The organism is Prevotella sp. khp1 (assembly GCF_900102205.1).
Classification (GTDB): Bacteria; Bacteroidota; Bacteroidia; order Bacteroidales; family Bacteroidaceae; genus Prevotella; species Prevotella ruminicola.
On record NZ_FNJZ01000006.1, the window covers coordinates 1 to 23931 of the forward strand.

The following is a 23931-nucleotide window of genomic DNA, read 5'->3' on the forward strand; positions in this document are numbered from 1 at the left end:
GACATTGATGTAGTAAAAGCCGATGTTATCCCTTACATCATCGACAAGCGCGAACTCGACATCTGGAGCAACGATTACTTCCTGCAACTGGCCGACATGATAGTGTTTAAGTGATAATTTCTCGCAAAATATTTGGCGGAATAGAAATAAGTCAGTATCTTTGTCGGCAGAATTTAAAAAACTGATAATAACCTAACATTGTATATGAGTACAAAACTGAAATCATTATTGCAGCAGTTGTTGCTTAGTCCACGCGGATTCCCTGTAGAGTTCGTCTTGGGATTAGCATTCTTTATCATTGCCGTTTGGAATACTGAGACGCACGTATGGAATGAGAAGACGGCAGAGTATGAAAGTGCAGTAAATGGTGACATTCTCTGGTTCTTTGTTCCGCTAATGGCGTTGACATTGTGGCTCCATCGCGTTAATCGTTGGGCTTACTATGGCTCGTTCTTCATATTCCTGCCCCTGATGATGCTCGACTTGAAGCCGTTCCTCTGGACATACGGGTTCACGTTTACTTATGTCTTGGCTGCCATTCTGCTCATTATCGGCAATAGAGAATTGGACAACCGCTCGTTTGCGGCTCATGCGCTGCATATGGCTACACAGATATTTTTCGGTCTGCTCATATCAGGTCTCCTTTATATGGCGGTGTTGGCTATTTGTGCATCTTTCTTCTATATTTTTGGCATCGACGAGCCCCAATATTTCTACGAGCATATCGCCCAGTTCGTATTCTTGGTGCTGGCTTCGCAAATATGCTGTACACTGGTTCGGCAGAACGAGGATGTTGTTGAAGAGCCCTTCAAGATACTGCGAATCATCCTCAATTTCATCCTCTCGCCAGCTGTCATTATCTATACCGTCATTCTGTATACCTATTTCATAAAGATTGTATTCGTGTGGGATTTGCCCAAGGGTGGGGTAGCTTGGATGGTGATGGGATTTATTACGGTGGCATTGATAGGTCGTGTGGCCCAGTCCATACTCAGTCATCGATATTACGACTGGTTTTACAATCGATTCTCTTTTATTGCCATCCCTCCACTCATCATGTACTGGATTGGCTCTATCTACCGTATCCGTCTGTATAGTTTCACCGAGAGTCGTTTCTATCTGATGGTGGCAGGTGTGCTGATGACGCTATTTGTGCTGATGCTGCTCCACAAGCGCACTCGTCGTTATCAACTTATGGCGCTCATCTTCGGCGCAGCTATCATCCTCTTTACTTACATTCCTGGTATATCTGCCAAAAGCATTGGTCTGCATTGCCAGAAGCAGCGACTCACTGAGCTTATCAGCGAACTGAAACTTACTGACGCCAAGACGGGCAAGCTGAACGACGATATTGACACCTGGAGTATCAAGCAAGACAGTATGATGTGCGAGCGATATAAGGATGTAAGCAGTGTTATCAAGTATGTACGCGATGGAATCGGCGACAAGGAGTTCGAAGCTAAATACGGCAAATGGTCGCATTCGGAGTATAGCTTCAGCTATGCCAAGGCAAAGGATCGCGATTATAGTGATTACGACTCGTATAGCAGGAGAAATTCTGTTGAGTTAGGCGAATACACAATTATGCTACCCTCAAAAGCTTACCAATGCAACTATAATGACACGACGGTCATTGTCACCCTGAATAAGGACACCGTACTCGAATATCCTATCCAAAAGATTGTCAGTCAGGACAGATCGCTTCTGCGCCATCCAGAACCACTGCTTACCTATCGCAACGACTCACTGATGCTAATACTTGAAGGCATTTGTATCAGAGATAGTGTCATTACCGATGTCAGGTACTACGGTCTCCAGTTGTTCAGAAAGCAGAAATAATAAACCTACCAGAATTGTATGACAAAAGATAATAAAAACTTGGAGGAGGCGATTAAAGATCGTGGACTGATAGCTCGCATTTTGGGAGGGCAGCCAACGGTTCTTCAGAAGATATTCTTCTGGCTCATGGTTATATCGCTTTTGATATGGCCTTTATTATTCTTTGGTTCACTATTCCTCTTTGATGCACCATTCCGCTCGACAGTTGATGAGACCTGCCGTTATGGTATATTTTTCACCATATTACTTTATCCCATCTACCTGTTTCCATTAATGAGGTTTTGTTTGTGGGCGTTCAGGCGTTTGAAGGCTTCTTGGCTGTTCTTCTTATGTCCATTGATTCCTATTGTTGTTATATCTTTATTTATCAAAATTGCTTCGAGCGAATTTGCTGCTGAGAAACCAGAAGGTTACGACTCGTCAACATTCGTACGTCTAAATGAAGCATATTCAAAAGACGTAAACCATGTATATTATCACAATGAAATTCTAAATTTGGCAGACCCTTCGTCTTTCCGTGTATTAAACGAAAACTATTCTGCAGACAATAGATATGTATGGTATAATAACGATACTATCCCAGGTGCTGATCCTGCAACATTTGTTGCTCCCGAAAACAAAAACGATTTTAGTTTTTCTCTCTCTCTTGCACACGATGCCCATGATTACTACCATGGCACATCTCCACTTCACGTAGCAGACGTGAGCAGTTTTAAGGAAATAGATGGCAGTTGGGCTATAGATTGCAAGAATGTCTATTATCTAGGATTAGATGCTAGCATTGGGGAAAATAATATTCCTATCGGCGATTATGCAACATTTAAAGCTCTAAGCTTCCGCTATGCTAAGGATTCTAAATGTGTTTACTACGAGAATCAAATAGTTGAAGGGGCTGATCCGAAAACTTTCAGAGTATTGGAGGGCGAACAACACTTTGCACAAGACAAGAATCGCGTATATTATCAGGCTAGTGGCACGTCTATACGAGACCTTAAATCGTTAAGACATAAGAATATGAATGAGGGATTGAACGAAGCATTCCACACTGATGGCACTACTGTATATAATTCAGAACTTATGGCTATGCCTGCTGATTGTGACTTTGCAACTATTCATCGGGTTGAGCGTTATCGTGACTGGTATGCTGACAGGAATAGAGTTTATTACGAGAATCGCCTTTTGACAGGAGCCAACCCTTTGACATTCAGGATATTCCCGTCTCATTATGTATCAGAGAATCATGTATCGAATAACAACAAGGATGCCTGTTATTCATGTGACGGTGACCATGTGTATTATCGAGACTCATTGATTACAGGAGTTGATATAGCTACATTTATTTGTGGTTATGATTATGTAAACTCCTGCTCATTTGCCTTCGACAAGAATCGTTATTATCAAGGCACTCCGAATCCACGCCTTGAAAAACTACGTCAAGGCAAGTGCCATGTGGACAGCGAGTGATCAGCTGATTAAAGGCGAAAGTGACCTATTCTGATCTGCCATGGGACAGGTTCCTGACAGCTCGGGGGACCGCCCCGCGATTTTTATTTAAACATAGTCTTGCTATAACAAATCCTCTATTTTCATATGGAAGAATTCTTTGAATGGTATACCATCGGTTTAATGTTCAATTCTTGATTACAAAATGTTCAAATCTCCGTTACAAAATGTTCAAATCTCGGCTGCAAATATAGGAAATTTATCTGAAACATCATTTTTCCGCATAATTATTTGGAGGAATGAAGAATAGTACAAAGGCTGGGGAACCCAGCATGATTTTGGCTAACTGCCAAAAGGCAAAAACTTTGGAATAGGGCGAAAAAAGTAGTACCTTTGCAACGTGTTCAGGAAAGTCCTGAGCCTGACGATAAGTCAGAGTATTTAACACAGTAGGGATGTGAATCCCGAGTAAAGAAAGGAGGAGCAATATGTCTGTATTTTACAGATTGTCGAAGGTGACATCACCTAAAGCCAAGGGCTATGGCAAGTGGTACCCACGTGCCGTGATTACCCAGACCGTGGATACGGAGCAGCTGGCCACCATCATGCAGCGTAACTGTACCTTGAAAAAGGCGGATATCGTGGCTGTGATCTCTGAGCTCATCGAGACGATGGCCGACCAGTTACAGGATTCTAAGCGTGTGAAGCTGAATGGCTTTGGATCGTTTAAGATCGGTATCCGTGGTGAGGGCGCTGACAGCGCTGCTGACTTCAGCATCAGCAAGAACATCAAGGGCTTGCACGTGCTGTTTCAGCCCGAGGTAAAGACCGATGGCAGTGGTCTGCGTCAGAAGACCTTCATCACTGGTTGCAGTGTGCAGGAGGCGCCAAAGAACGATGTCGACACCACTAAGCCCGCTAACAGCGGTAGCAATGGTGGTGGCAATGGTGGCAGCACCCAGCCAAGCAACGGTGGTAACGGCGGTGGCAGCCACGAGCCCATCGGGGATTAAGGTTTGGGGCTTCGGCCCCAGCCTTATTAAAATGTAAAAATGTAATAATGTAAAAATTAAGAAAGGAGGAATTATGATGAAGAACTGGAGGACGATTGCGAAGATCGTGGTGGCAGTAATCACCGCCTTGTTAGGTGCGGTAGGTGCAACTGCCGCAGGCGCTCAAATCGCGTAAGCGCTTCGCTCGTCGAAGAAATCGTGTGAAATGAAAGCGGTGCAACTCTCACGAGCTGCACCGTTTGCCCTTTTATAAGGGCGAATTTAGTTGTTAGCAGGTTTATTTCGTTATACGGGTACCTCGTAATCTTGTGCAAAGGCAGTCAGCGAGGCGCCGACTGCCATGAACGTAAATAGTAGTTCTCTTGTTGTCATTAATTGTTAGTAAACGTAAGTAAGAATTGTTATTTATATATCGGACCAAAATTCTTGCAGGCACGGTAGTCGGCGCCCTCCTTGTCCATGCCAAAGGCATTCCAGGCAGCAGGACGGAAGATGTCCTTGTCGGCTATGTTGTGCATGCATACGGGTATGCGCAGGATAGAGCAGAGTGTGAGCAGGTCGGCACCGATATGGCCGTAGGCGATGGCACCGTGGTTGGCGCCCCAGCAGTTCATCACGCTGTACACATCCTTAAAGCAATCCTTGGTAGCGTCGAGTCGTGGCACAAACCAGGTGGTAGGCCAGGTGGGATCGGTACGCTTGTCGAGTATGTTGTGGGTTTCGGCATCCAGTTCTACAGTCCAGCCTTCGGCCAGCTGCAGCACAGGACCTAAGCCTTGTACCATATTTATGCGAATCATGGTCATGGGCATGCCACCCTTGGTAACGAAGTGCGAACTGTAGCCGCCACCACGGAAGTAGTCGCGATCGGCTGGCATCCAGCTGGTAGCCTTCAGGCAGGCCTCTACGTCGGCATCGGTCATATTCCAGAACTCCTTCATGGTGGGCTTTCCGTTAGCATCTGTCATGGCGCCTGTGGCATCGAGTGTGGTGGCACCGCTGTTGATAAGGTGGATGAATCCACCAGCAGCCTGTCCCTCAGGGCGATGGCCTGCCACACGCTCTACAGCCTCGGGGCTCCAGTAGGTGCGGATGTCGGAAAACATCACACCACGGTTGGTGAGCAGGTGGCCGAACAGCATCGACATGCCGTTGAGGAAATCGTTCTCGGTGGCCAGCACATCGGCTTCGCGACGGCCGTTCCAGTCGAACGAGGTACAGAGCATCGACTCAGGGAAGTCGAAGTTGGGCTTGTAATCGGTCCACTGGCGCTGGCCCTGTACACCGCCAAAGATGGCGTTGTGGCCCAGTGCCTCTTCCTTATAGCCCATCTCCAGCAGGCGTGGGTTGCCGTGCATCAGGTCGCGGATAATCATCATGGTCTTAACGGTGAACTCCCAGTCGGCATCCTTTTCCTGGCGGTTCTTGCCCTTGCCTTTACCGTTGAAGGTGGTCATAGGTGTGCCGGGGAACAGGGGGCGGTCCTCGTTATAATCGTGGCCCTCCTGGGGCTTGCAGTATTTCTCTACCCACTGCATGGCCTTGTTGAACTCATCGGGATCGAAGATGCCGAAATCAACACGGCGCAGAATCTCGACCAGTGATACGTACTCGGTGCGCATGCCCAGATACTGCTGCAGGAAATCGGCGTTAACGATACTGCCGGCAATACCCATGCAGGTATTACCTAATGAGAGGTAGCTCTTGCCCTTCATGGTGGCTACGGCCTGTGCGGCACGTGCAAAGCGCAGCAGTTTCTCGGCTACATCGGCGGGGATGGTGTTGTCGCCGAGGTCCTGTACATCGTGTCCATAGATGCCAAAGGCAGGCAGTCCCTTCTGGGCGTGGGCGGCCAGTACGGCAGCCAGATACACAGCGCCTGGACGCTCGGTGCCGTTAAAGCCCCAAACAGCCTTGGGGTAGTGGGGATTCATGTCCATGGTTTCTGAACCGTAGCACCAGCACGATGTAACGGTGATGGTGGCACCAACACCCTCACGTTCGAACTTCTGGGCGCAGGCAGCACTCTCGGCCACACGACCGATGGTAGTGTCGGCAATCACGCACTCAACAGGCGAGCCGTCGCCATTACGCAAGTTTGAACTGATGAGCTGGGCTACAGCCTTTGCTAAAGCCATTGTTTTTTGTTCGAGGCTTTCGCGAACGCCCCCTTGACGACCGTCGATGGTGGGGCGAATACCAATTTTAGGATAGTTATTCATGATCATAAAGATAAAACATGCGGTCCATCATGCGCCACTTCTCGTCGGAAGTACTGCCTGGCTTGCAGGCCTGGAACATGGCTACGTAATCTTCCCATTCGGCCTGGCGGGGCAGGGTGGCCAGTCGGGCCATGGCGCTGTCCCAATCAAAATCCAGTGGGGTTTCTACAATCATGAACAAACGGTTATCCAGGATGTAGAGTTCCATCTCGAGGATGCCCACCTCACGGATACCTGCTAAGATTTCGGGCCAGGCATGCAGGCGGTCGTGCGCCTCCTTGTACTTGGCTATCAGCTCAGGATCGTTTTTAAGATCCATGGTTTGGCAATACCTTTTTACGGGCATGCTGTAAGTCTTGCATTTGTAACCTGAAATTTTCTCGTCCATTATCGTAGTTTTCTTTTTTGTCGGCGCAAAGTTAAGGAATAATTTTAAATACACCAATCAACAAACGCGTTTTTTTAGAGAAAATCGACGGCAGAATGGTAAAAAAGTTAATTTTGTTTCAGATTTATAGCACTTTATCGATATTTTATAGTTAGTTTTCGAATCGGCACTGAAAAAAACTTGAAATTTGTTGTATATTTAAAATAAATGTTGTTACTTTGTAAACGAAACACTATAAACACTTGGTTATGAACTATCCTATAGACAAACTTCACTTACTGACCCTGAACGTAGGACTGGCCGACCACATGGCCGACTGGAACTGGAAAAATGTGCGCAGTCCGTTTGCGCGCTTGTATTACGTTACCGATGGTACGGCGCAGGTTGAGATGCCGTCGGGTGTTTACACGCTGATACCTAACCATCTGTATTTTATACCAGCCTATACCATGCATAGCTATATCTGCGATGCACCGTTCTCACATTATTATATACATATATACGAGGATATGCACAGCGATATGAGCATACTGGACCAATGGGACTATCCCGTGGAGGTAAAGGCGGCTCCGGGCGATCTGGAACTGGTAAGGCGACTGTGCTTTATCAACCCATTCCTGAAGCTTCAGCAGTCGGACCCTGAAGCGTACGACAACCACCAGACGCTGATTAGTAACCTGGAACTGAACCAGCGCCGTCCGTTCTGCGATAAGGTAGAGAGTCGTGGTATCCTGTACATCCTGATGTCGCGATTCCTGAAGTATGCCACGCCTAAGGCCGATGTGAAGGACGACCGTATACATCTGACGCTGGCCTATATACGCAAGCACATCGGCGAAAGGCTCGACATAGAACAGCTGGCCGAAAAGGCCTGCATGTCGAAGGATCATTTCATACGCGTGTTTAAGCACGAAACAGGCGAAACACCCAATGCCTTTATTACCAAGCGCAAGCTGGAGAAGGCCGAGCTGACACTGGTAACCACCAACATGGCCGTGAACCGTATAGCCGACGCGTTAGGCTACGACGACTACTCGTACTTTAACCGCATTTTCAAGAAAAACTCGGGTATGACGCCCCAGCAATACCGTAAAAGTCATTTTAAACTGTAAATCCATATAAATAGGGATTGTGAGGGCCGGCGGAATGTAGTACCTTTGCACCCATGCAAACAGACATTATAGAGAAGTATAACCGTCCGGTACCGAGATACACCAGCTATCCACCGGCAAATTACTTTAGTAACTTTACCGAGGCCGACTATCTGATGATGGTTGATCAGAGTAACGAGGCCCGACAGAACCAGATATCATTCTACCTGCATATTCCCTTTTGCAGGCACTTGTGCCATTACTGCGGCTGCAACTCGTATCCTCAGGCCAAGCCCGAGGTGGTAAAGGCGTATGTTGAGGCTCTGCACAAGGAGATCGACCTGGTGGCTAAGCATATCAGCAATGGTCGACAGATTTCGCAGATACACTATGGCGGCGGCAGTCCTACGGCATTGCCCATTGCCATGATTAAGGAGCTGAACGAGCACCTGTTATCGATAGCGCCTACCATTGAGCGCCCCGAGATTGCCATCGAGTGCCATCCCGGTTATCTGGATGCCAACGACTGGCAGCAGCTTACTGCATGCGGTTTTACACGCTATAGTCTGGGTGTGCAGGACTTGCGCCCCGAAGTGCTGAAGGTGGTGAACCGACGTGAGTCGATGATGCCTGTGGGTGAGATTCTTGAGATGCTGCACGAGAGTGGGGCAACGGTGAATCTCGACTTCCTGTATGGATTGCCCCTGCAAACTATCGACTCGTTCCGTAATACCATCGAGCAGGCGGCTGCATGGCGACCTGACCGACTGGCTACTTTCTCGTATGCACATCTGCCAAAGCTGTTCCCACGACAGCAGATACTGGATAAGGTGGGACTGCCTGCCAACCAGGAGAAGAACGGCATGTATGAGGCGGCTACAGAGGTGCTGACAGCGGCCGGCTATCAGCCCATAGGTCTGGACCATTTTGTGCTGCCCGATGACGAACTGGCTGTGGCGCTTGGCAAGGGACAGCTGCACCGTAATTTCCAGGGCTACTGCACACGTCGTACTACGGCGCAGGTGTATGCCTTTGGTGTAACGGGTATCAGTCAGCTGGACGACTGCTACGCCCAGAACGGTCGCGATATCAACACGTATATCGAAACCCTGAACAGCGGTCAGCTCTACATTTCACGCGGCTATCATCTTACCCCTCAGGAAAAGCTGGTGCGCCAGGTGGTTGAGACGCTGATGTGTAACTACACCCTGAACTGGAGCGACGTGGCTGCACACCTGGGTGTGAGTGCCGCTGAGGTGCGCGAGGCCTGTGGCTACAGCGAAACCACATTCAGCGAGATGCAGGCCGACGGACTGTTACGCTTTGACGACGATCATATTGAGGTGAACACCTGTGGGCGCCCGTTTGTGCGCTGCGTGGCTGCTGCACTCGACCCACTGATGGCTCATAACGACAAACAATTCTCAAAACCGATATAACAATGCAAAAACGTGATATAGTAGTGATAGGTGCCGGACTGACTGGACTGAGCACTGCCTTTAACCTGAAGAAGATGGGCCGCGATGTGCTGGTGCTTGAAAAGCAGAACCGCATAGGTGGCCAGATAGCTACGCACAACGAGGATGGATTTACGTTCGAGAGTGGTCCTAACACTGGCGTGGTATCGTTTCCCGAGGTTACCGAGTTGTTCCGTGATCTGGAGGGACGCTGCCAGATGGAGACAGCCCGTGAATCGTCGAAGCGCCGACTGATATGGAAAGGCAGTGAGTTTCATGCTTTGCCTGCCAGTTTGCCAGCAGCTATCAGTACCCCCTTGTTTACACTGAAGGATAAGTTCCGTATACTGGGTGAGCCCTGGCGTAAGAAGGGTACCGACCCTGATGAACCTGTAGGTGCACTGGCACAGCGCCGACTGGGCCGCTCATTCTACGAGTATGCCGTTGATCCGTTTGTGTCGGGTGTGTATGCCGGTGATCCGATGAAGCTGACTACCCGCTATGCGCTGCCTAAACTTTATAACCTAGAGGCTAACTACGGCAGTTTTGTGCGTGGTGCCATTGCTAAGGCCAAGGAGCCTAAGAGCGAGCGCGACCGCTTGGCTACCAAGAAGGTGTTCTCGGCCTTTGGCGGTTTGCAGAATCTGGTAGAGGCACTGGCTGAGGGCATCGACATTGTAACTGGTGCGCAGGCGATAACGGTGATGCCCGATGGCGAGCACAAATGGCTGATACGCTATAACAACGGTACCGAGGAGATACACTGCAACCATGTGATTACCACTGTGGGTGCCTATGCCTTGTCGTCGTTGCTACCCTTTGTGGCGCAGGAGCAGATGGCGCCTATCAGCAAGCTTTACTATGCACCTATCATACAGGTGTGCGTAGGCATTAAGAACACAGGCGGTATCGACTATGCGGCCTTTGGCGGTTTGGTGCCCAGCAAGGAGCAGAAGAAGGTGCTGGGTATCTTGTTCCCATCGGCCTGCTTTGTGCAGCGTGCGCCCGAGGGTGGTGCCCTGTACTCATACTTTATGGGTGGCGCCCGACATACCGACTATCTGCAGAAGAGTGATGCCGAGATACGCTCGATGGTGCGTGAGGCTTTCCACAGCATGTTGAAATATCCTATGAATGTAGAGCCCGACATGATACGTATCTTCCGTCATGAGCATGCCATCCCGCAGTATGGCGTGGATAGTGGCGAGCGTTTTAAGGCGGTGGAGGCTATCCAGCAGCAGTACCCCGGACTGATTATAGCCGGTAATCTGCGCGACGGTATCGGCATGGGTAACCGCATTCAGCAGGCAGCTACTATCGCCCGATTATTTCAAAAATAAGATTAAAATCAACGCCCAAATGATGCGGCGTTAAAGAATTATTACTATCTTTGTGGCCACTATAACAAAAACAGTGGTTATGAAGAGACTTTTGATGATGTCCCTATTCGTGGGTTTCTGCGCTACAGCGATGGATGCGCAAGGTTTGCCGTATCAGAATGCGAACCTGTCAGCAGCACAGCGAGCTGATGACCTGTTGAGCCGACTGACGCTCGATGAGAAGGTGAGTCTGATGATGGATACATCGCCTGCCATCCCCCGTTTGGGTATTCCTCAGTTCCAGTGGTGGAACGAGGCGCTGCACGGCATCGGTCGTAACGGCTTTGCTACTGTATTCCCCATCACCATGGCTATGGCGGCTTCGTGGGACGATGCGCTGTTGCACCAGGTGTTTACGGCTGTGAGCGACGAGGCGCGTGTAAAAGCCCGGCAAGCCAAGCGTACAGGGGATATCAAACGCTATCAGAGTTTATCGTTCTGGACTCCGAACATCAATATATTCCGTGATCCCCGTTGGGGCCGCGGACAGGAAACCTATGGCGAGGACCCTTACCTGACGGCTAAGATGGGACTGGCTGTGGTGCGTGGCTTGCAGGGTGTAGGCTACAACGGCGAGGCCCTGGGCGTAAGCAAATATCGTAAACTGCTGGCATGTGCCAAGCATTTTGCCGTGCATAGCGGTCCGGAGTGGAACCGTCATGAGTTTAATATCGAGAATCTGCCTGAACGTGATTTGTGGGAGACCTATCTGCCTGCCTTTAAGGCACTAGTGCAGGAAGGAAAAGTGGCCGAGGTGATGTGTGCCTATCAGCGTATCGACGGTCAGGCCTGTTGTGCGCAGACCCGTTACGAGCAGCAGATACTGCGTGACGAATGGGGCTTTGACGGACTGATTACCAGCGACTGTGGTGCCATTCGTGATTTCCTGCCTCGTTGGCATAATGTGGCCAAGGATGGGGCCGAAGCCAGTGCCAAAGCCGTGTTGGCTGGTACCGACGTGGAGTGCGGTTCGGAGTACAAGCATCTGCCTGAGGCTGTGCGTCGTGGAGATGTGAAGGAAGCCGATATTGATCGCAGTCTGCGCAGACTGTTGATAGCCCGTTTTGAGTTGGGCGATATGGATAGCGACGACCTGAATGCATGGACCAAGATACCAGAGACAGTAGTGGCTTCGCCGGCACATAAGGATCTGGCCCTGAAAATGGCACTGAAGAGCATTGTGCTGCTGCAGAATAAAAATAAGGTGCTGCCTTTAGGCAATCCGTTAAATGCTGGCGCAGGCTCTAACAAGGATATTGTGGTGATGGGTCCGAATGCCAACGATTCGGTGATGATGTGGGGTAACTATGCCGGCTATCCAACACACACCGTGACGGCACTGGATGGTATCACCCGTATGGCGAAGACGCTTTCGCCCGATGCCACGGTACGTTTTATTCAAGGCTGCGGGCTGACACGAAACGAGGTGTTCGAGAGTCGCTTCAATCAGATAAAAGATCCGTTAGGTAATAGCGGCATACAGATAGCTTACTGGAATAATACCGAGATGCAGGGCGCACCTGTAACGGTGGTGAACCGTAAGCAGCCCGTACAGCTGAGTAATGGCGGTAACACGGTGTTTGCACCTGGCGTGAACCTGGAGAATTGCTCGGCACGACTGGACGGTACACTGGTGCCGACAGCCGATGAGACACTGAGCTTTGAGATTAGCGGCGACGACCGCTTGCGCCTGATAGTGAATAGCGATACATTGGTGAACATCTGGAATCCACGTCAGCGTATTCAGAGCGGTAAGAAGGAGATAGCCGTAAAAGCCGGACAGCACTACCGCATTCAGATTGATTATGTACAGGAAACGGGTTACGGTGCCTTGAACTTCGATATCAAGAGGCGTGTGAACCCAACAGCCGAGGAGCTGTTGGCTCAGATAGGCAATACCCGGACCATTATATTTGTAGGTGGTATATCGCCTAACCTGGAGGGTGAGGAGATGCGTGTGAACGAGCCTGGCTTTAGGGGGGGCGACCGCACCAGCATAGAACTGCCACAGGCACAGCGCGACTTGTTGGCTTTGCTGCATAAGGCTGGCAAGAAGGTGATTTTTGTAAACTGTTCGGGATCGGCCATGGCACTGGCTCCGGAACTGGAAACATGTGATGCTATCCTGCAGTGGTGGTATGGTGGCGAGCAGGGTGGTGCTGCCTTGGCTACTACACTGTTTGGTATGGTAGCCCCCAGTGGAAAACTGCCGGTTACCTTCTATAAGAGTACCGACGAGTTGCCCGATTTCCTGGATTACACCATGAAGAATCGTACGTACCGTTATTACGAAGGCGAGCCGCTGTTCCCATTCGGTTTCGGTCTGGGCTACACCACTTTCGATATAGCCAAACCTATCTATAAAAATAATAAGGTACAGGTGCGCGTAAAGAATATGGGCACTACAGCCGGTACAGAAACTGTACAGGTGTATATCCGTTGTCTGGCTGACAAGGAAGGTCCAAAGAAATCGCTGCGTGCCTATCAGCAGGTAACCCTGAATGCAGCAGAGGCAAAGACCATCAGTATAGAACTGCCACGTAAGAGTTTCGAGGGTTGGGATGTGAAAACCAACACCATGCGCGTAGTGCCTGGCAAGTACGAGGTGATGGTGGGCAACTCGAGTGCCGACAAAGATCTGAAGAAAATAATAGTCAACATTAAATAACAACAACCAATGACAAAAAAGTTTTTAATAGGTGCAGCCACAGTGCTGCTTGCTTTAACCAGTTGCCATAATGACAACACCAACACAGAGACGTCGGTATCGTTCGACGAAGTTTTAACCACCCGTAGAAGCGTACGCAGCTACGACCCAGCGAAGAAAATCTCGGAGGCCGAAGTACGCGAACTGCTCAAGGCTACCCAGGAGGCTCCATCGTGGGCTAACCAGCAGCCTTCGAAGTATTATGTGGCTATCGGCGAGGAGAAACTGAAGGCCGCCATGGAGATGATTGGCGCCAACAAGGATCGCGTGGCCGATGCACCAGTACTGATTGTGTCGACCTTTGAGCGCGGGAAATCGGGCTATTTCCAGGGACAGGCTACCAACGAGGTAGGCGAAGGCTGGGGTGCCTACGATAACGGACTGAGCAACTGCTACCTGATATTGAAAGCACGCGCCATGGGATTCGATACCCTGATTATGGGTATGCGCGATGCCGACCAACTGAGAGCGCTGTTTGACATCCCCGAGGACGAGACTGTGATGGCTGTAATTGCCTTGGGCTACAGAAACGAAGAGCCCACACACCCCGACAGACGCGATCTGGATGATATCGTAAAGTTCTTCTAATCAAGGACTTTTAAATACGTATCGCAAGCGATATATAGTTAAACTCTCTTAAAGTTTTTACTAAATCGCTTGCGATATAAATAATTATGCTTACCTTTGCATCGCAAACGATATAATTGTAATAATGATATGAGTAAGATTTATGATTTCAAGGCTCTGACGAGCAAAGGTAAGGAGATTGATTTCTCTGAGTTCCAGGGAAAGGTGCTGCTGGTAGTTAACACAGCCAGCAAGTGTGGATTCACCCCTCAGTTCGAAGGATTGGAGGCGTTGAACCAGAAGTATAAGGATCTGGGACTGGTGGTTATCGGTTTCCCCTGCAACCAGTTTAAGGAGCAGGATCCAGGTACCGACAGCGAGATTAGCGAGTTCTGCCAGTTGAACTACGGCGTTACCTTCCAGATTATGAAGAAGATTGACGTGAATGGTGCTGCTGCCGATCCTATTTTTGAGTATCTGAAGACACAGGCTCCCACCGAGGAGTATAAAGGTTTAAAGGCCAAGGCTGCCAAGGCTCTCTTCAAAACCATCAGCAAGAGCGTAGAGAAGGACAGCGATATTAAGTGGAATTTCACCAAGTTCCTGATTTCGAAAGACGGTGATACCATTAAGCGCTATGCACCTACTACCGAGCCCGCTGACTTTGAGAAGGACATTGAGGCCATGCTTGGTTAATTGAAAATTAAAAATAAAAAATATGCACGAAGAATTACGACTCGATAATCAAGTCTGCTTCCGTTTGTATACGGCTACACGTTTAATAACTCAGGCTTATACGCCACTGCTGAATGAGCTGGGTATTACCTATCCGCAGTATCTGGTAATGATGGTGCTGTGGGAGCAGGACGCCCAACCTGTGAACGACATTGCACGCCGACTGCTGCTGGAAACAAACACCGTTACGCCGCTGCTGCAGCGTATGGAGAAACTGGGCATAGTGACCCGACAGCGCGGAAAGGAGGATAAGCGCCAGCAGATAGTATCGCTTACCGAGAAAGGTAAGGCGATGGAAGAGCAGGCTTATCAGGTTATTCCCGCCGGTATGGGTCGTGAACTGAGTGCTTGTCCGTTCCAGCTTGACGACTATGAGCGGTTGGCTGGTGAACTGGACACCATCATCAACACATTACGACAAAAATAATATTCAGCCGATGTGGATACCGTAATTTTGTTTCACCTCGCTCATCACAAAGGTGCTCTCGATAGAGGCCAGGCTTTCTATCTCGCCCAGTTTGTTGAGCACGAATTCCTGGTATTGTTTCATATCGCGCGCGCGTACCTTTAAAAGGTAGTCGTAGGCACCCGAGGTGTTGTAGCATTCGGTAACCTCAGGTATGCGCTGGATGCGACGAACAAATGAGTCGGCAATCTCGTGGTTAATTTGCTTGAGTTTAACCTTGCAGAAAACCTGCAAGCCCTGACCCAATTTCTCGGGATCGAGAATAGCCACATACTTTTTAATATACCCCTGTCTTTCGAGTCGTTTCTGACGCTCAAAGACGGGGGTTGGTGTTAAATGAACGGCATCGGCCAGCTCTTTGGTGGTCAATTTGGCGTTTTTTTGCAGTGTTTTCAGTATCTGCAAGTCGGTTTCGTCCAGGATATCTGCCATAACTTAGAGTTTTATTCTGTTTGGATACTATTTTAAGCTCTTAAACGGAAAGATTTTCTTTCTCGACTGCAAAATTAGGTATATTTTCTGAATTAAACAAGAAATTTGGTAGATTTTTCTAAACCTATTACCTTTGCACCCAGAAAGTTTAATCAAATAAAAAGAAAGGAATAAAGTTATGAGTACAAGTAAGAATTATCGTTTCGAGACTTTGCAACTGCATGTAGGCCAGGAACAGGCCGACCCCGCTACTGATGCACGTGCCGTGCCCATCTATCAGACCACAAGCTATGTGTTCCACAACTCAAAGCATGCTGCCGATCGTTTCGGACTTCGCGATGCTGGTAATATCTACGGTCGACTGACCAACTCTACACAAGGTGTGTTCGAGGATCGTGTGGCAGCACTCGAAGGTGGAGTAGCAGGTCTTGCAGTTGCCAGTGGTGCAGCCGCTATTACTTACGCTCTGCAGAACATTGTGCAGGCAGGTGACCATATCGTAGCTGCTGATAACCTGTATGGTGGTTCTTACAACCTCATTACCCATACACTGGCTACCCAGGGCATTACCAATACCATCGTGAATGTAAACGATCTGGCTGCGCTCGAGGCTGCCATCAAGCCCAACACAAAGGTAGTATATGCCGAGACCTTCGGCAACCCTAACAGCGATGTGCTCGACCTTGAGGGTGTGGCTGCTGTTGCTCACAAGTATGGCATCCCATTCATCGTTGATAACACCTTCGGTACCCCATACCTGATCCGTCCATTGGAGCATGGTGCCGACATCGTAGTACACTCGGCCACTAAGTTCCTGGGTGGACACGGAACCTCACTGGGTGGTGTGATTGTAGATGGTGGTAAGTTCGACTGGAAGGCTAATCCCGAAAAATTCCCCACACTGGCTAAGCCCGATCCATCGTACCATGGTATCGTATTTGCCGATGCAGTAGGTGCTGCCGCTTACGTGACTCGTATCCGTGCCGTGATTCTGCGCGATACCGGTGCTACACTGTCGCCATTCAATGCCTTTATCCTGCTGCAGGGTGTTGAGACACTGAGTCTGCGTGTAGAGCGCCACGTGGAGAATGCACTGAAGGTTGTTGACTTCCTGGCCAACCATCCAAAGGTGGCTAAGGTTAATCACCCAGCATTGGCAAGTCATCACGACCACGCATTGTACAATAAGTACTTCCCACAGGGTGGTGCCTCAATCTTCACCTTTGAGATTAAGGGCGGACAGGAAGAGGCCTGGAAGTTTATCGATGCCCTGCAGATTTTCTCACTGCTGGCTAACGTGGCCGATGTGAAGAGTCTGGTTATCCACCCATATACCACCACTCACTCACAGCTGAGTCCTGAGGAGCTGGCCGAGCAGCACATCACGCCATCAACCATCCGCTTGAGTATCGGTACTGAACATATCGACGACATTATTGCCGACTTGTCGCAGGCTTTTGACCAAATTTAACGGGAACGGGGAGTAAAATCCCCGTTTTTCAACAATATACCAAACGTTTGGTATATAGAATGCCACACAAGAGGGATTGTGAGACTGCAAAAAACGTCGTACCTTTGCAGTGTGATAAAAATCATATTGAAGAGAGAGATTTATTTGTTATTAATTTTATAAAAAAGGTAAGGATTATGAGTAAAATCGCAAAACAGCTGACAGAGCTCGTCGGCAACACTCCACTTCTTGAGCTCAACAAGTTTTCACAGGCAAAGGGTCTGGAGACTCCTGTTATTGCCAAGGTAGAATTCTTTAATCCTGGTGGTAGCGTAAAAGATCGTATCGCACTGGCGATGATTGAAGACGCAGAGGCCAAGGGTATCTTGAAGCCAGGTGCAACCATTATCGAACCAACCTCTGGAAACACGGGCGTAGGACTGGCACTGGTATCAGCCGTCAAGGGCTACCATTTGATCCTTACCATGCCTGAAACCATGAGTGTAGAGCGCCGAAACCTTGTGAAAGCCTATGGTGCCGAGGTACGACTCACTTCTGGTAAAGACGGCATGCCAGGCGCCATCCGCGCTGCTGAGGAACTGCGCGACTCTATCCCTGGTGCTGTGATTCTGCAGCAGTTTGAGAACGCTGCTAACCCTGCAAAGCACTATGCTACCACAGGTCCTGAGATCTGGCGCGACACCGATGGACAGGTCGATATCTTTATCGGCGGTGTTGGTACTGGTGGTACTATCAGCGGTACAGGTAAGTATCTGAAGGAGCAGAATCCAAACGTGAAAATTATTGCTGTAGAGCCCAAGTCGAGCCCTGTACTGAACGGCGGTCAGAGCGGTCCTCACAAGATTCAGGGTATCGGTGCAGGTTTCATTCCCAAGACCTACGATGCAACTGTTATCGACGAGGTGTTTGATGTAGAGAACGACGCTGCTATCCGTACAGGTCGTGAGATTGCTCAGCAGGAAGGTCTGCTGGTAGGTATCTCGGCAGGTGCAGCCCTCTATGCTGCTACCGAGGTGGCTAAGCGTCCTGAGAATAAGGGTAAGAAGATAGTAGTGCTGCTGCCTGATACTGGCGAGCGCTATCTCTCGACAGTGCTTTATGCATTCGAAGATTATCCACTTTAAGTTGTTTGTTAATAAAAAGTGGGTGACCGTTTGGTCACCCATTTTTTTTATTCCGATAGCATTGTTATTTCGATGCGGCGTTTGGCTGCCAGAATCTTCTGGGCCATACGCTGTACGTCGGCAGCGGTTACCTCGTTAACCAGTTTGCAGTAGTCGCGGTCGAAGTCGGTATCATCGTCCAGCTCGTGCCAGATAATGTAACTCCAGTAATCGTTGGTGATAGCCATCTGGGCATACTGCTTGGTGAGATACTCCTTCACCTTCTTCAGCGATGTGGCAGCAGGACCGTTGTTGGCGATGTTCTGCAGCTGCTGGTAGATGATTGGATTCAACTCGTCATAGCGACTGGGATCGGCATTGTAGGCAATCTTCAAGGTGGCATTAGGATGCTCGTCCTTATCCAGGTCGAAATCTACACTTACACCATAAGTACCGCCCTTCTCCTCACGAACAGAGTCGGTATAGGCGATAGAAAGACAACGCTTCAGGAAGTCGAGCTCGAGATCGCTCTTTGGGGTGAAATCTACATCTGCGGTCAGGTAGATGCTGACATTAGCCAATGGTGTAGCCATCTTTTTGGTGAACTTTACCACCTGCTGTCCATCCACAATCTGTGGTACGTTGGCCTGGTTGGTCTGTTCGTGCTTGCCAGTAGCAGGCAGGGCGGCCAGATACTGACAGAGGTACTGGCGTAACTGCTGTTCGTCGAAGTTTCCGATAATCACGGTCTTGAAATTAGCGGCATCGCTGAATCGCTCCTTGTAAATCTCAAGGATGCGGTCGTAGCTGATCTTATCGAGTGTTGACTGTACCACGGGAGCCACACGGGGATGATGGCCATAGAGCACGGCACGGATAGAGTCGTTGTAATCTACCTTAGGTGAGGCATTACGGTTGGCCAGGAACGCACGCTGACGGTTCATCAGACTGGCAAAAGCTGCCTCATCGCGGCGTGGCTGGGTGAAGTAGAGATACGAGAGCTGGAACATGGTCTCCATATCCTTCAACGAAGCACTACCGCTGATGCTCTGTCCCTTGGTGCCAACAGAAGGGCTAACACGCACACTCTTACCAGTGAGCATCTTGCGCAGGGTAACGGCATCGAACTGACCTACGCCACCTTCGGTAGCACCACTGGTAATCATCGAGAAGTTGGGGATGTCCTCATCGCCATAGAGCGAGGTGCCACCTTCGCCATACATGCGCATAGAAACGGCATCGGCCTCGTAATCGGTCTTCTTGGTATATACCTTCATGCCGTTGCTCAGGGTGAGTTCGGTAAAACCGTGACGGTAGGGCTTCTCGCTTACGATGGTGCCAGCCTTTGGCAGATTGTTCATCAGTGATCCGGCCAGCTGCTGCTCTGCATAAGGTGCATAAGCCTGCTGCTGAGCTGCCAGGATAACCTGCTCAATCTGCTGTTCTGATGGTATTTCAAAGCCCTCCTTATCGGGTGCGTACATTACTACTACCTGATTCTTGTCGGTGATGAGCTCCTTTACGGCAGCGTTCACCTCGGCCAGTGTTACCTCACGATCCAGTTTCTTGGTATTCTCTAACTTAAAGTCGGCACTGAGCATGGGCTCACCCTCCAGGAAGTTATCAACACATACATTTACGTAATGCGAGTTACGGTAGTCGCCCTGCATCTTGGCACGGCGCTCGGCAGCATTCAGGCGCAGCTTCTTGGCACGCTCCAGCTCACTCTGGGTAAAGCCGTGCTGACGGGCACGCTCTGCCACACCTACAGCACTGATGATACCACCTAAGATGTTGTCCTGCTTACAGCTGATGCTTAACGAGAAGGCATCCTTGGTGCGGCTGAGGAAGAACTCGGAAGCACGACCGGTGGCACTCTGGAATGGTGGCACAGGCAACTGGCGCAACTCTACCAGACGGTCGTTCAGCATGCTGCTGATGAGTCCGTCGATATAGTCGTCGCGCAGGTATTTCTCGCTGTTCTTCTCGCTATCAGGAGTGGCTTCGCGCTTCTGGTAGATATGACACAGGGCAATGGGCTGCTCCTTATCCTTCTCGATGTCAACAATCATCTTTTCGTTATCATCTACAGGGTAGTAGATACGCTGGGCAGCCTTCTTTGGCATGGGGATAGGAGCGAAGATCTTCTTGATTTTCTTCTCCATCTTGTTCACGTCGATATCACCTACAACGATGATGGCCTGCAGATCGGGACGGTACCATTTCTGATAGTAGTCGCGCAGGTCCTGATAGGGGAAGTTATCCACGATATCCATCGAACCGATAGGCATACAGTCCTCGTACTTGGTGCCTTTGTAAATCTTTGGCATTGCCTGCTCCATCAGGCGCTGTACGGCCATGCCGGCACGGCGTGTACGCCACTCCTCGTGGATAACGCCACGCTCCTTATCAATCTCTGCATCCTCCAACAGCAGGTAGTGGCTCCAGTCGTGCAGCACCAGCAGACAAGAGTCGATGATGCCCTCGCGTTTCAAGGGAGCAGAACCGATGTGATACACTGTCTGGTCGATAGAGGTGTAGGCATTCAGGTTGGCGCCGAACTTTACACCGATGGTCTCGCACCAGGGAACAATACCCAACTTCTTACCTTTGCCTGGGAAGTTCTTGGTACCGTTAAAGGCCATATGCTCGAGGAAGTGAGCCAGTCCGCGCTGGCGGGGCTCCTCCAGTATGGAACCTACACGCTGGGCAATATAGAAATCGGCCAGACCTGCCTCCTTAGCATTATGACGGATATAGTAGGTCATGCCATTCTTCAGTTTGCCCTTACGGATGGTAGGGTCCTGTGGCAGGCTCTGGGCCACTGCCGATACCGACAGCAGCGCCAGAGCGAAAAGAGAATATAATTTCTTCATTGTTAATTACTTTTTCATCGAAGGCACCTGACGAGCCTCCATGTCGTTTGTAGAATTGTTGGTGTCGATATACTTGCCTGTAGAGTCCTGCTTACGCTTGATAGAAGTTCCACGCTGGGTGGTGTCCTTTGAGTTGGCGCGGCCAGCTACCCAACCAGCATCCAGTGTCTCGGAAATAACAAACCAACCGAAATCGTCCTCAGTACCCAGGTTTACGGCATCGAGTACCCACTCGTTAGGAATCTGTACCTGCTTGCTCTCCATTACCTTTCCGGTTGTTGCAGTGTAGGTTGGTGTCTCGCTATGGTTAGCCAGGAAGGTTTCTTTATTCTCCTTCATGCGGGCGATGGCATAGCTGCGGTTCTGCTGTACAGAAGGCAACCAGATGGTATTGGTATAGCACCAGATATACTCCAGATTAGGCGCATCGTAATCGGTATCCATGCTGTTGCCACCATTGTCGAGATATACCTCGAAATCGGCACCTGTCAGGTCGTACGAGTTCTCGTTAACGGTACGATGATCCATGGCGTTGTTGGCAATTACAATGCTCTCGCCGGGCTTTACAGGGTGGTCCTTGCCGCTACCAGGAATCATGAACACTGCACCGGCAGGGATGGCGTATGGACGTACATCTGGGCTCCAAGGCTGATTGCCTGAGCTGGCACTCTGGTACTGCGACTCGATGAGGGCTATGCTGTCGGCATAAAGCACTACGTCGCTATTGTTGGTGATTACGAAGTAAGCATCGTAGTTGTAATTCTTGTTATCTGGCTTCAGGGTACCGGTGGTACATATCTCGGAGAAAACGAATCCACCTTCGGCTTTGAACGAGCTGACTACCAGCTTGGCTGTTGTTGAGGTCTCGTTCAGCGCAACATCGTTCGAAGATACCTCGAAATCGGTAGTTCCAGTCACACCATCCTTTACAAACGAGATATTTCCTTTGGCGGTGAGGTTGTACTTTCCCTCAGTCAGACTGGGGATGGTGATTACATAGTTGTCGCCGTCCTTTACAGGAGTAGCCAGTGTGGTTACTTCGCCACTCTGTACGTTGGTGGCTGTACCCTCAAAACTGTTCAGCACTACATTACTTACGTTGATAGGCATCTCGATAGTTACTGTACCGTTCTCAACAACGTAAGGAGCGTCGTCGCTGCTACATGCTACGAATACCGTGCTTGCAGCCATGAGCATCATGCTCAAAAATACATTCTTTTTCATTTCTTAGCTATTTAATAATTAAAACATAATTCCTAACGATACGTGCAGATTGGCCTCATGCTCGCCTTCGCTGCAGAACTGCCAGGCTGTTGCCAACTGGCCATATAAGTCAACCGACCATGTAGCGGGTTGATAATCTGCACGGATACCGCTCTGGGCCTGGGCGTAGCTGGCCTTCTGATATCGGTAATTGTGATTGATATAGGCCTTGATGCTGGCCGCCATATTGGCATAGGGCATAACAATCTTACTGTCGATATTGGCGGCATAACCACCTTTGGCATAGATGTTCAAACGCAATGATTCGTTGACGGCTTTGAGCCATTGCGCTGTGAGCTCACCATACACACGACTGTAGTTCATCTTGCGTTCTACATAGGCGTATTGCTCACGATGGCTCAGATAGCCGGCACGTAGTTGCAGGTGCCAGGCACGATAGCCGTAAAGGGCAGTAGCGCCCACATCCCAGCGATGCTGACGATACATAGTAAGCTGGGTAAGTATGGGATATTCCTGTCCCGACGATGTGCCTGCCACATGCTCATCGCTGGCACGTTTGTCGTAATCGGCATGTAATATCAGGGCCTTTTCGTTAGTATCCGATTGCTTGCGCCAACCTACCGTCAAGCGGTTCTGCTGGCGATAAAGGGTAGTAAGCGGTAACGAGTTATACTCATCCAACAGACGCTCGTACTGGTGTAATGCATGGCTGAGATGAACCATCCAGCCATTTGCGCTACGAGGCTGCAGATCGAGGGCTATTGCTCCACCTTTACCATCGTAGAAAATGTCGCGGTTAGAACCTGAAAAACGGGTATAGTTAGTACCTAATCCTGTCATCTGCAGCTCGCCCATTCCGTTTTGTTCGCCATAGAAATCGATATCGGCAGTCTGACGGTAGATATTTCCTTCGAGTGCCAAGCCAAGATGATAGTTGCCAATTTGGCGGGCAGCTCCAGCCTTCAGTGTCAGGTCGGAAACGATGCTACGCATACGTGGATCGTAAGTACGATAATCCTGTTCGGCACGAAACTTCAGTTCGCCGCCTAATTGCCAGTTCCCTTTCTCAACAGCATAGCCACCAGCAAAATAATATCGCTCGCGGTGGGTATCGCCTCCCAGACTGTCGGCAATCACATCGGGATAGAGTAGGTCGAAATCGGCCACATTATTATATACCTGATGATACTGCTTGCCATTACCATACGATGCCTGGCCCCATACAACCGATGAGGGGGTGAGACGGATGTACGATTGGGCTGCCAGTTCGGGCTTCAAGTAGCCTGTGCCCTGTTCAACTTGGAATGCCTCGCTTTGATGGCGATAGTCGCATTGCAAGCTCAACTCAGTAAAGGGTTTCAGATAGGCATGCGCCATCAGTGCAGGGTTTTGCAGTGCTTCGCTATAGGTTTGTCGCCATAGCGAGTGGCGCTCCACATAGGCCGTATCGGTAGTGGCAGCCTCTGCAGGCAGCAGTGCGCATAGCAGCGCCAATATGGTATAGATAATCTTCTTCAT

The 23931-nt window shown here is 49.6% G+C and carries 19 protein-coding genes and 1 pseudogene; 14 read left to right on the top strand and 6 right to left on the bottom strand.

The annotated features are described in order from the left end of the window. The 5 genes and pseudogenes from BLR73_RS14650 to BLR73_RS14430 all read left to right on the top strand — a co-directional run. Positions 1-114: pseudogene (locus BLR73_RS14650) on the top strand (nucleotidyl transferase AbiEii/AbiGii toxin family protein); the annotation flags it as partial. A gap of 90 nt (positions 115-204) precedes the next feature. After that, positions 205-1839, top strand: a complete 1635-nt coding sequence (locus tag BLR73_RS13515) for a DUF4153 domain-containing protein (protein WP_143010966.1) — start codon at positions 205-207, stop codon at positions 1837-1839. 18 nt (positions 1840-1857) lie between these two features. Then, the gene (locus BLR73_RS13520) at positions 1858-3303 is read left to right on the top strand and encodes a DKNYY domain-containing protein (protein WP_091862882.1); all 1446 of its coding nucleotides are present in this window, start codon (positions 1858-1860) and stop codon (positions 3301-3303) included. Positions 3304-3770: 467 nt separating this feature from the next. After that, complete coding sequence (locus BLR73_RS13525; RefSeq protein WP_091862885.1) at positions 3771-4295, top strand: HU family DNA-binding protein; 525 nt, start codon at positions 3771-3773, stop codon at positions 4293-4295. Positions 4296-4368: 73 nt separating this feature from the next. Next, positions 4369-4470 carry a smalltalk protein gene (locus BLR73_RS14430; protein ID WP_176763700.1) on the top strand — a complete coding sequence of 34 codons (102 nt, stop codon included), beginning with the start codon at positions 4369-4371 and terminating at the stop codon, positions 4468-4470. A 226-nt stretch (positions 4471-4696) separates the two neighbouring features. On the opposite strand, the gene BLR73_RS13530 is transcribed toward BLR73_RS14430, so the two are convergent. Both BLR73_RS13530 and BLR73_RS13535 read right to left on the bottom strand, forming a co-directional pair. Then, entirely contained in the window at positions 4697-6517 is a 1821-nt protein-coding gene (locus BLR73_RS13530; RefSeq protein ID WP_091863070.1) for an L-fucose isomerase, read from the bottom strand. Further along, positions 6510-6905: an L-rhamnose mutarotase gene (locus BLR73_RS13535; RefSeq protein WP_013064670.1), complete on the bottom strand. Its 396-nt coding sequence runs from the start codon at positions 6903-6905 to the stop codon at positions 6510-6512. The genes BLR73_RS13530 and BLR73_RS13535 overlap by 8 nt, the downstream gene beginning before the upstream one ends. A 248-nt stretch (positions 6906-7153) precedes the next feature. Between BLR73_RS13535 and BLR73_RS13540 the strand changes: the two genes are divergently transcribed. The 7 genes from BLR73_RS13540 to BLR73_RS13570 all read left to right on the top strand — a co-directional run bounded on the left by BLR73_RS13540 (position 7154) and on the right by BLR73_RS13570 (position 15268). Continuing rightward, positions 7154-8017, top strand: a complete 864-nt coding sequence (locus BLR73_RS13540; RefSeq protein WP_033150429.1) for an AraC family transcriptional regulator — start codon at positions 7154-7156, stop codon at positions 8015-8017. 53 nt (positions 8018-8070) lie between these two features. Then, entirely contained in the window at positions 8071-9435 is a 1365-nt protein-coding gene (hemN, locus tag BLR73_RS13545) for an oxygen-independent coproporphyrinogen III oxidase (protein WP_091862888.1), read from the top strand. A gap of 2 nt (positions 9436-9437) precedes the next feature. Beyond that, on the top strand, positions 9438-10793 hold the full coding sequence (gene hemG / locus BLR73_RS13550) for a protoporphyrinogen oxidase (RefSeq protein WP_091862891.1): 1356 nt from the start codon (positions 9438-9440) through the stop codon (positions 10791-10793). Positions 10794-10872: 79 nt separating this feature from the next. Continuing rightward, complete coding sequence (locus tag BLR73_RS13555) at positions 10873-13500, top strand: beta-glucosidase (RefSeq protein WP_091862894.1); 2628 nt, start codon at positions 10873-10875, stop codon at positions 13498-13500. A 9-nt stretch (positions 13501-13509) separates the two neighbouring features. Further along, entirely contained in the window at positions 13510-14127 is a 618-nt protein-coding gene (locus BLR73_RS13560; protein WP_052173541.1) for a nitroreductase family protein, read from the top strand. Between the two features lie 129 nt (positions 14128-14256). After that, positions 14257-14802 (top strand): glutathione peroxidase, encoded by a 546-nt coding sequence (locus BLR73_RS13565; protein ID WP_091862897.1) that lies wholly within the window; start codon positions 14257-14259, stop codon positions 14800-14802. A 22-nt stretch (positions 14803-14824) separates the two neighbouring features. Further along, the gene (locus BLR73_RS13570) at positions 14825-15268 is read left to right on the top strand and encodes a MarR family winged helix-turn-helix transcriptional regulator (protein ID WP_036908985.1); all 444 of its coding nucleotides are present in this window, start codon (positions 14825-14827) and stop codon (positions 15266-15268) included. Between the two features lie 3 nt (positions 15269-15271). Here the strand turns inward: BLR73_RS13570 and BLR73_RS13575 are convergent, their stop codons facing one another. Further along, on the bottom strand, positions 15272-15739 hold the full coding sequence (locus tag BLR73_RS13575) for an Lrp/AsnC family transcriptional regulator (protein ID WP_091862900.1): 468 nt from the start codon (positions 15737-15739) through the stop codon (positions 15272-15274). A 178-nt stretch (positions 15740-15917) separates the two neighbouring features. On the opposite strand from BLR73_RS13575, the gene BLR73_RS13580 reads away from it, so the two are divergent. Together BLR73_RS13580 and cysK are read left to right on the top strand one after the other, a co-directional pair. After that, on the top strand, positions 15918-17210 hold the full coding sequence (locus BLR73_RS13580; RefSeq protein WP_013065213.1) for an O-acetylhomoserine aminocarboxypropyltransferase/cysteine synthase family protein: 1293 nt from the start codon (positions 15918-15920) through the stop codon (positions 17208-17210). A gap of 176 nt (positions 17211-17386) precedes the next feature. Next, positions 17387-18334, top strand: coding sequence for a cysteine synthase A (cysK, locus tag BLR73_RS13585; RefSeq protein ID WP_013064323.1), 948 nt, complete (start codon positions 17387-17389; stop codon positions 18332-18334). Between the two features lie 47 nt (positions 18335-18381). Here cysK and BLR73_RS13590 read toward each other — a convergent pair whose 3' ends face one another. Genes BLR73_RS13590 through BLR73_RS13600 form a run of 3 tightly spaced genes read right to left on the bottom strand, consistent with a single transcriptional unit; the run spans position 18382 to position 23931 of the window. Continuing rightward, positions 18382-21189, bottom strand: a complete 2808-nt coding sequence (locus BLR73_RS13590) for a M16 family metallopeptidase (RefSeq protein WP_091862902.1) — start codon at positions 21187-21189, stop codon at positions 18382-18384. Positions 21190-21195: 6 nt separating this feature from the next. Then, on the bottom strand, positions 21196-22413 hold the full coding sequence (locus BLR73_RS13595) for a DUF4876 domain-containing protein (RefSeq protein ID WP_091862905.1): 1218 nt from the start codon (positions 22411-22413) through the stop codon (positions 21196-21198). 18 nt (positions 22414-22431) lie between these two features. Then, positions 22432-23931 (bottom strand): DUF6850 family outer membrane beta-barrel protein, encoded by a 1500-nt coding sequence (locus BLR73_RS13600; RefSeq protein WP_091862907.1) that lies wholly within the window; start codon positions 23929-23931, stop codon positions 22432-22434.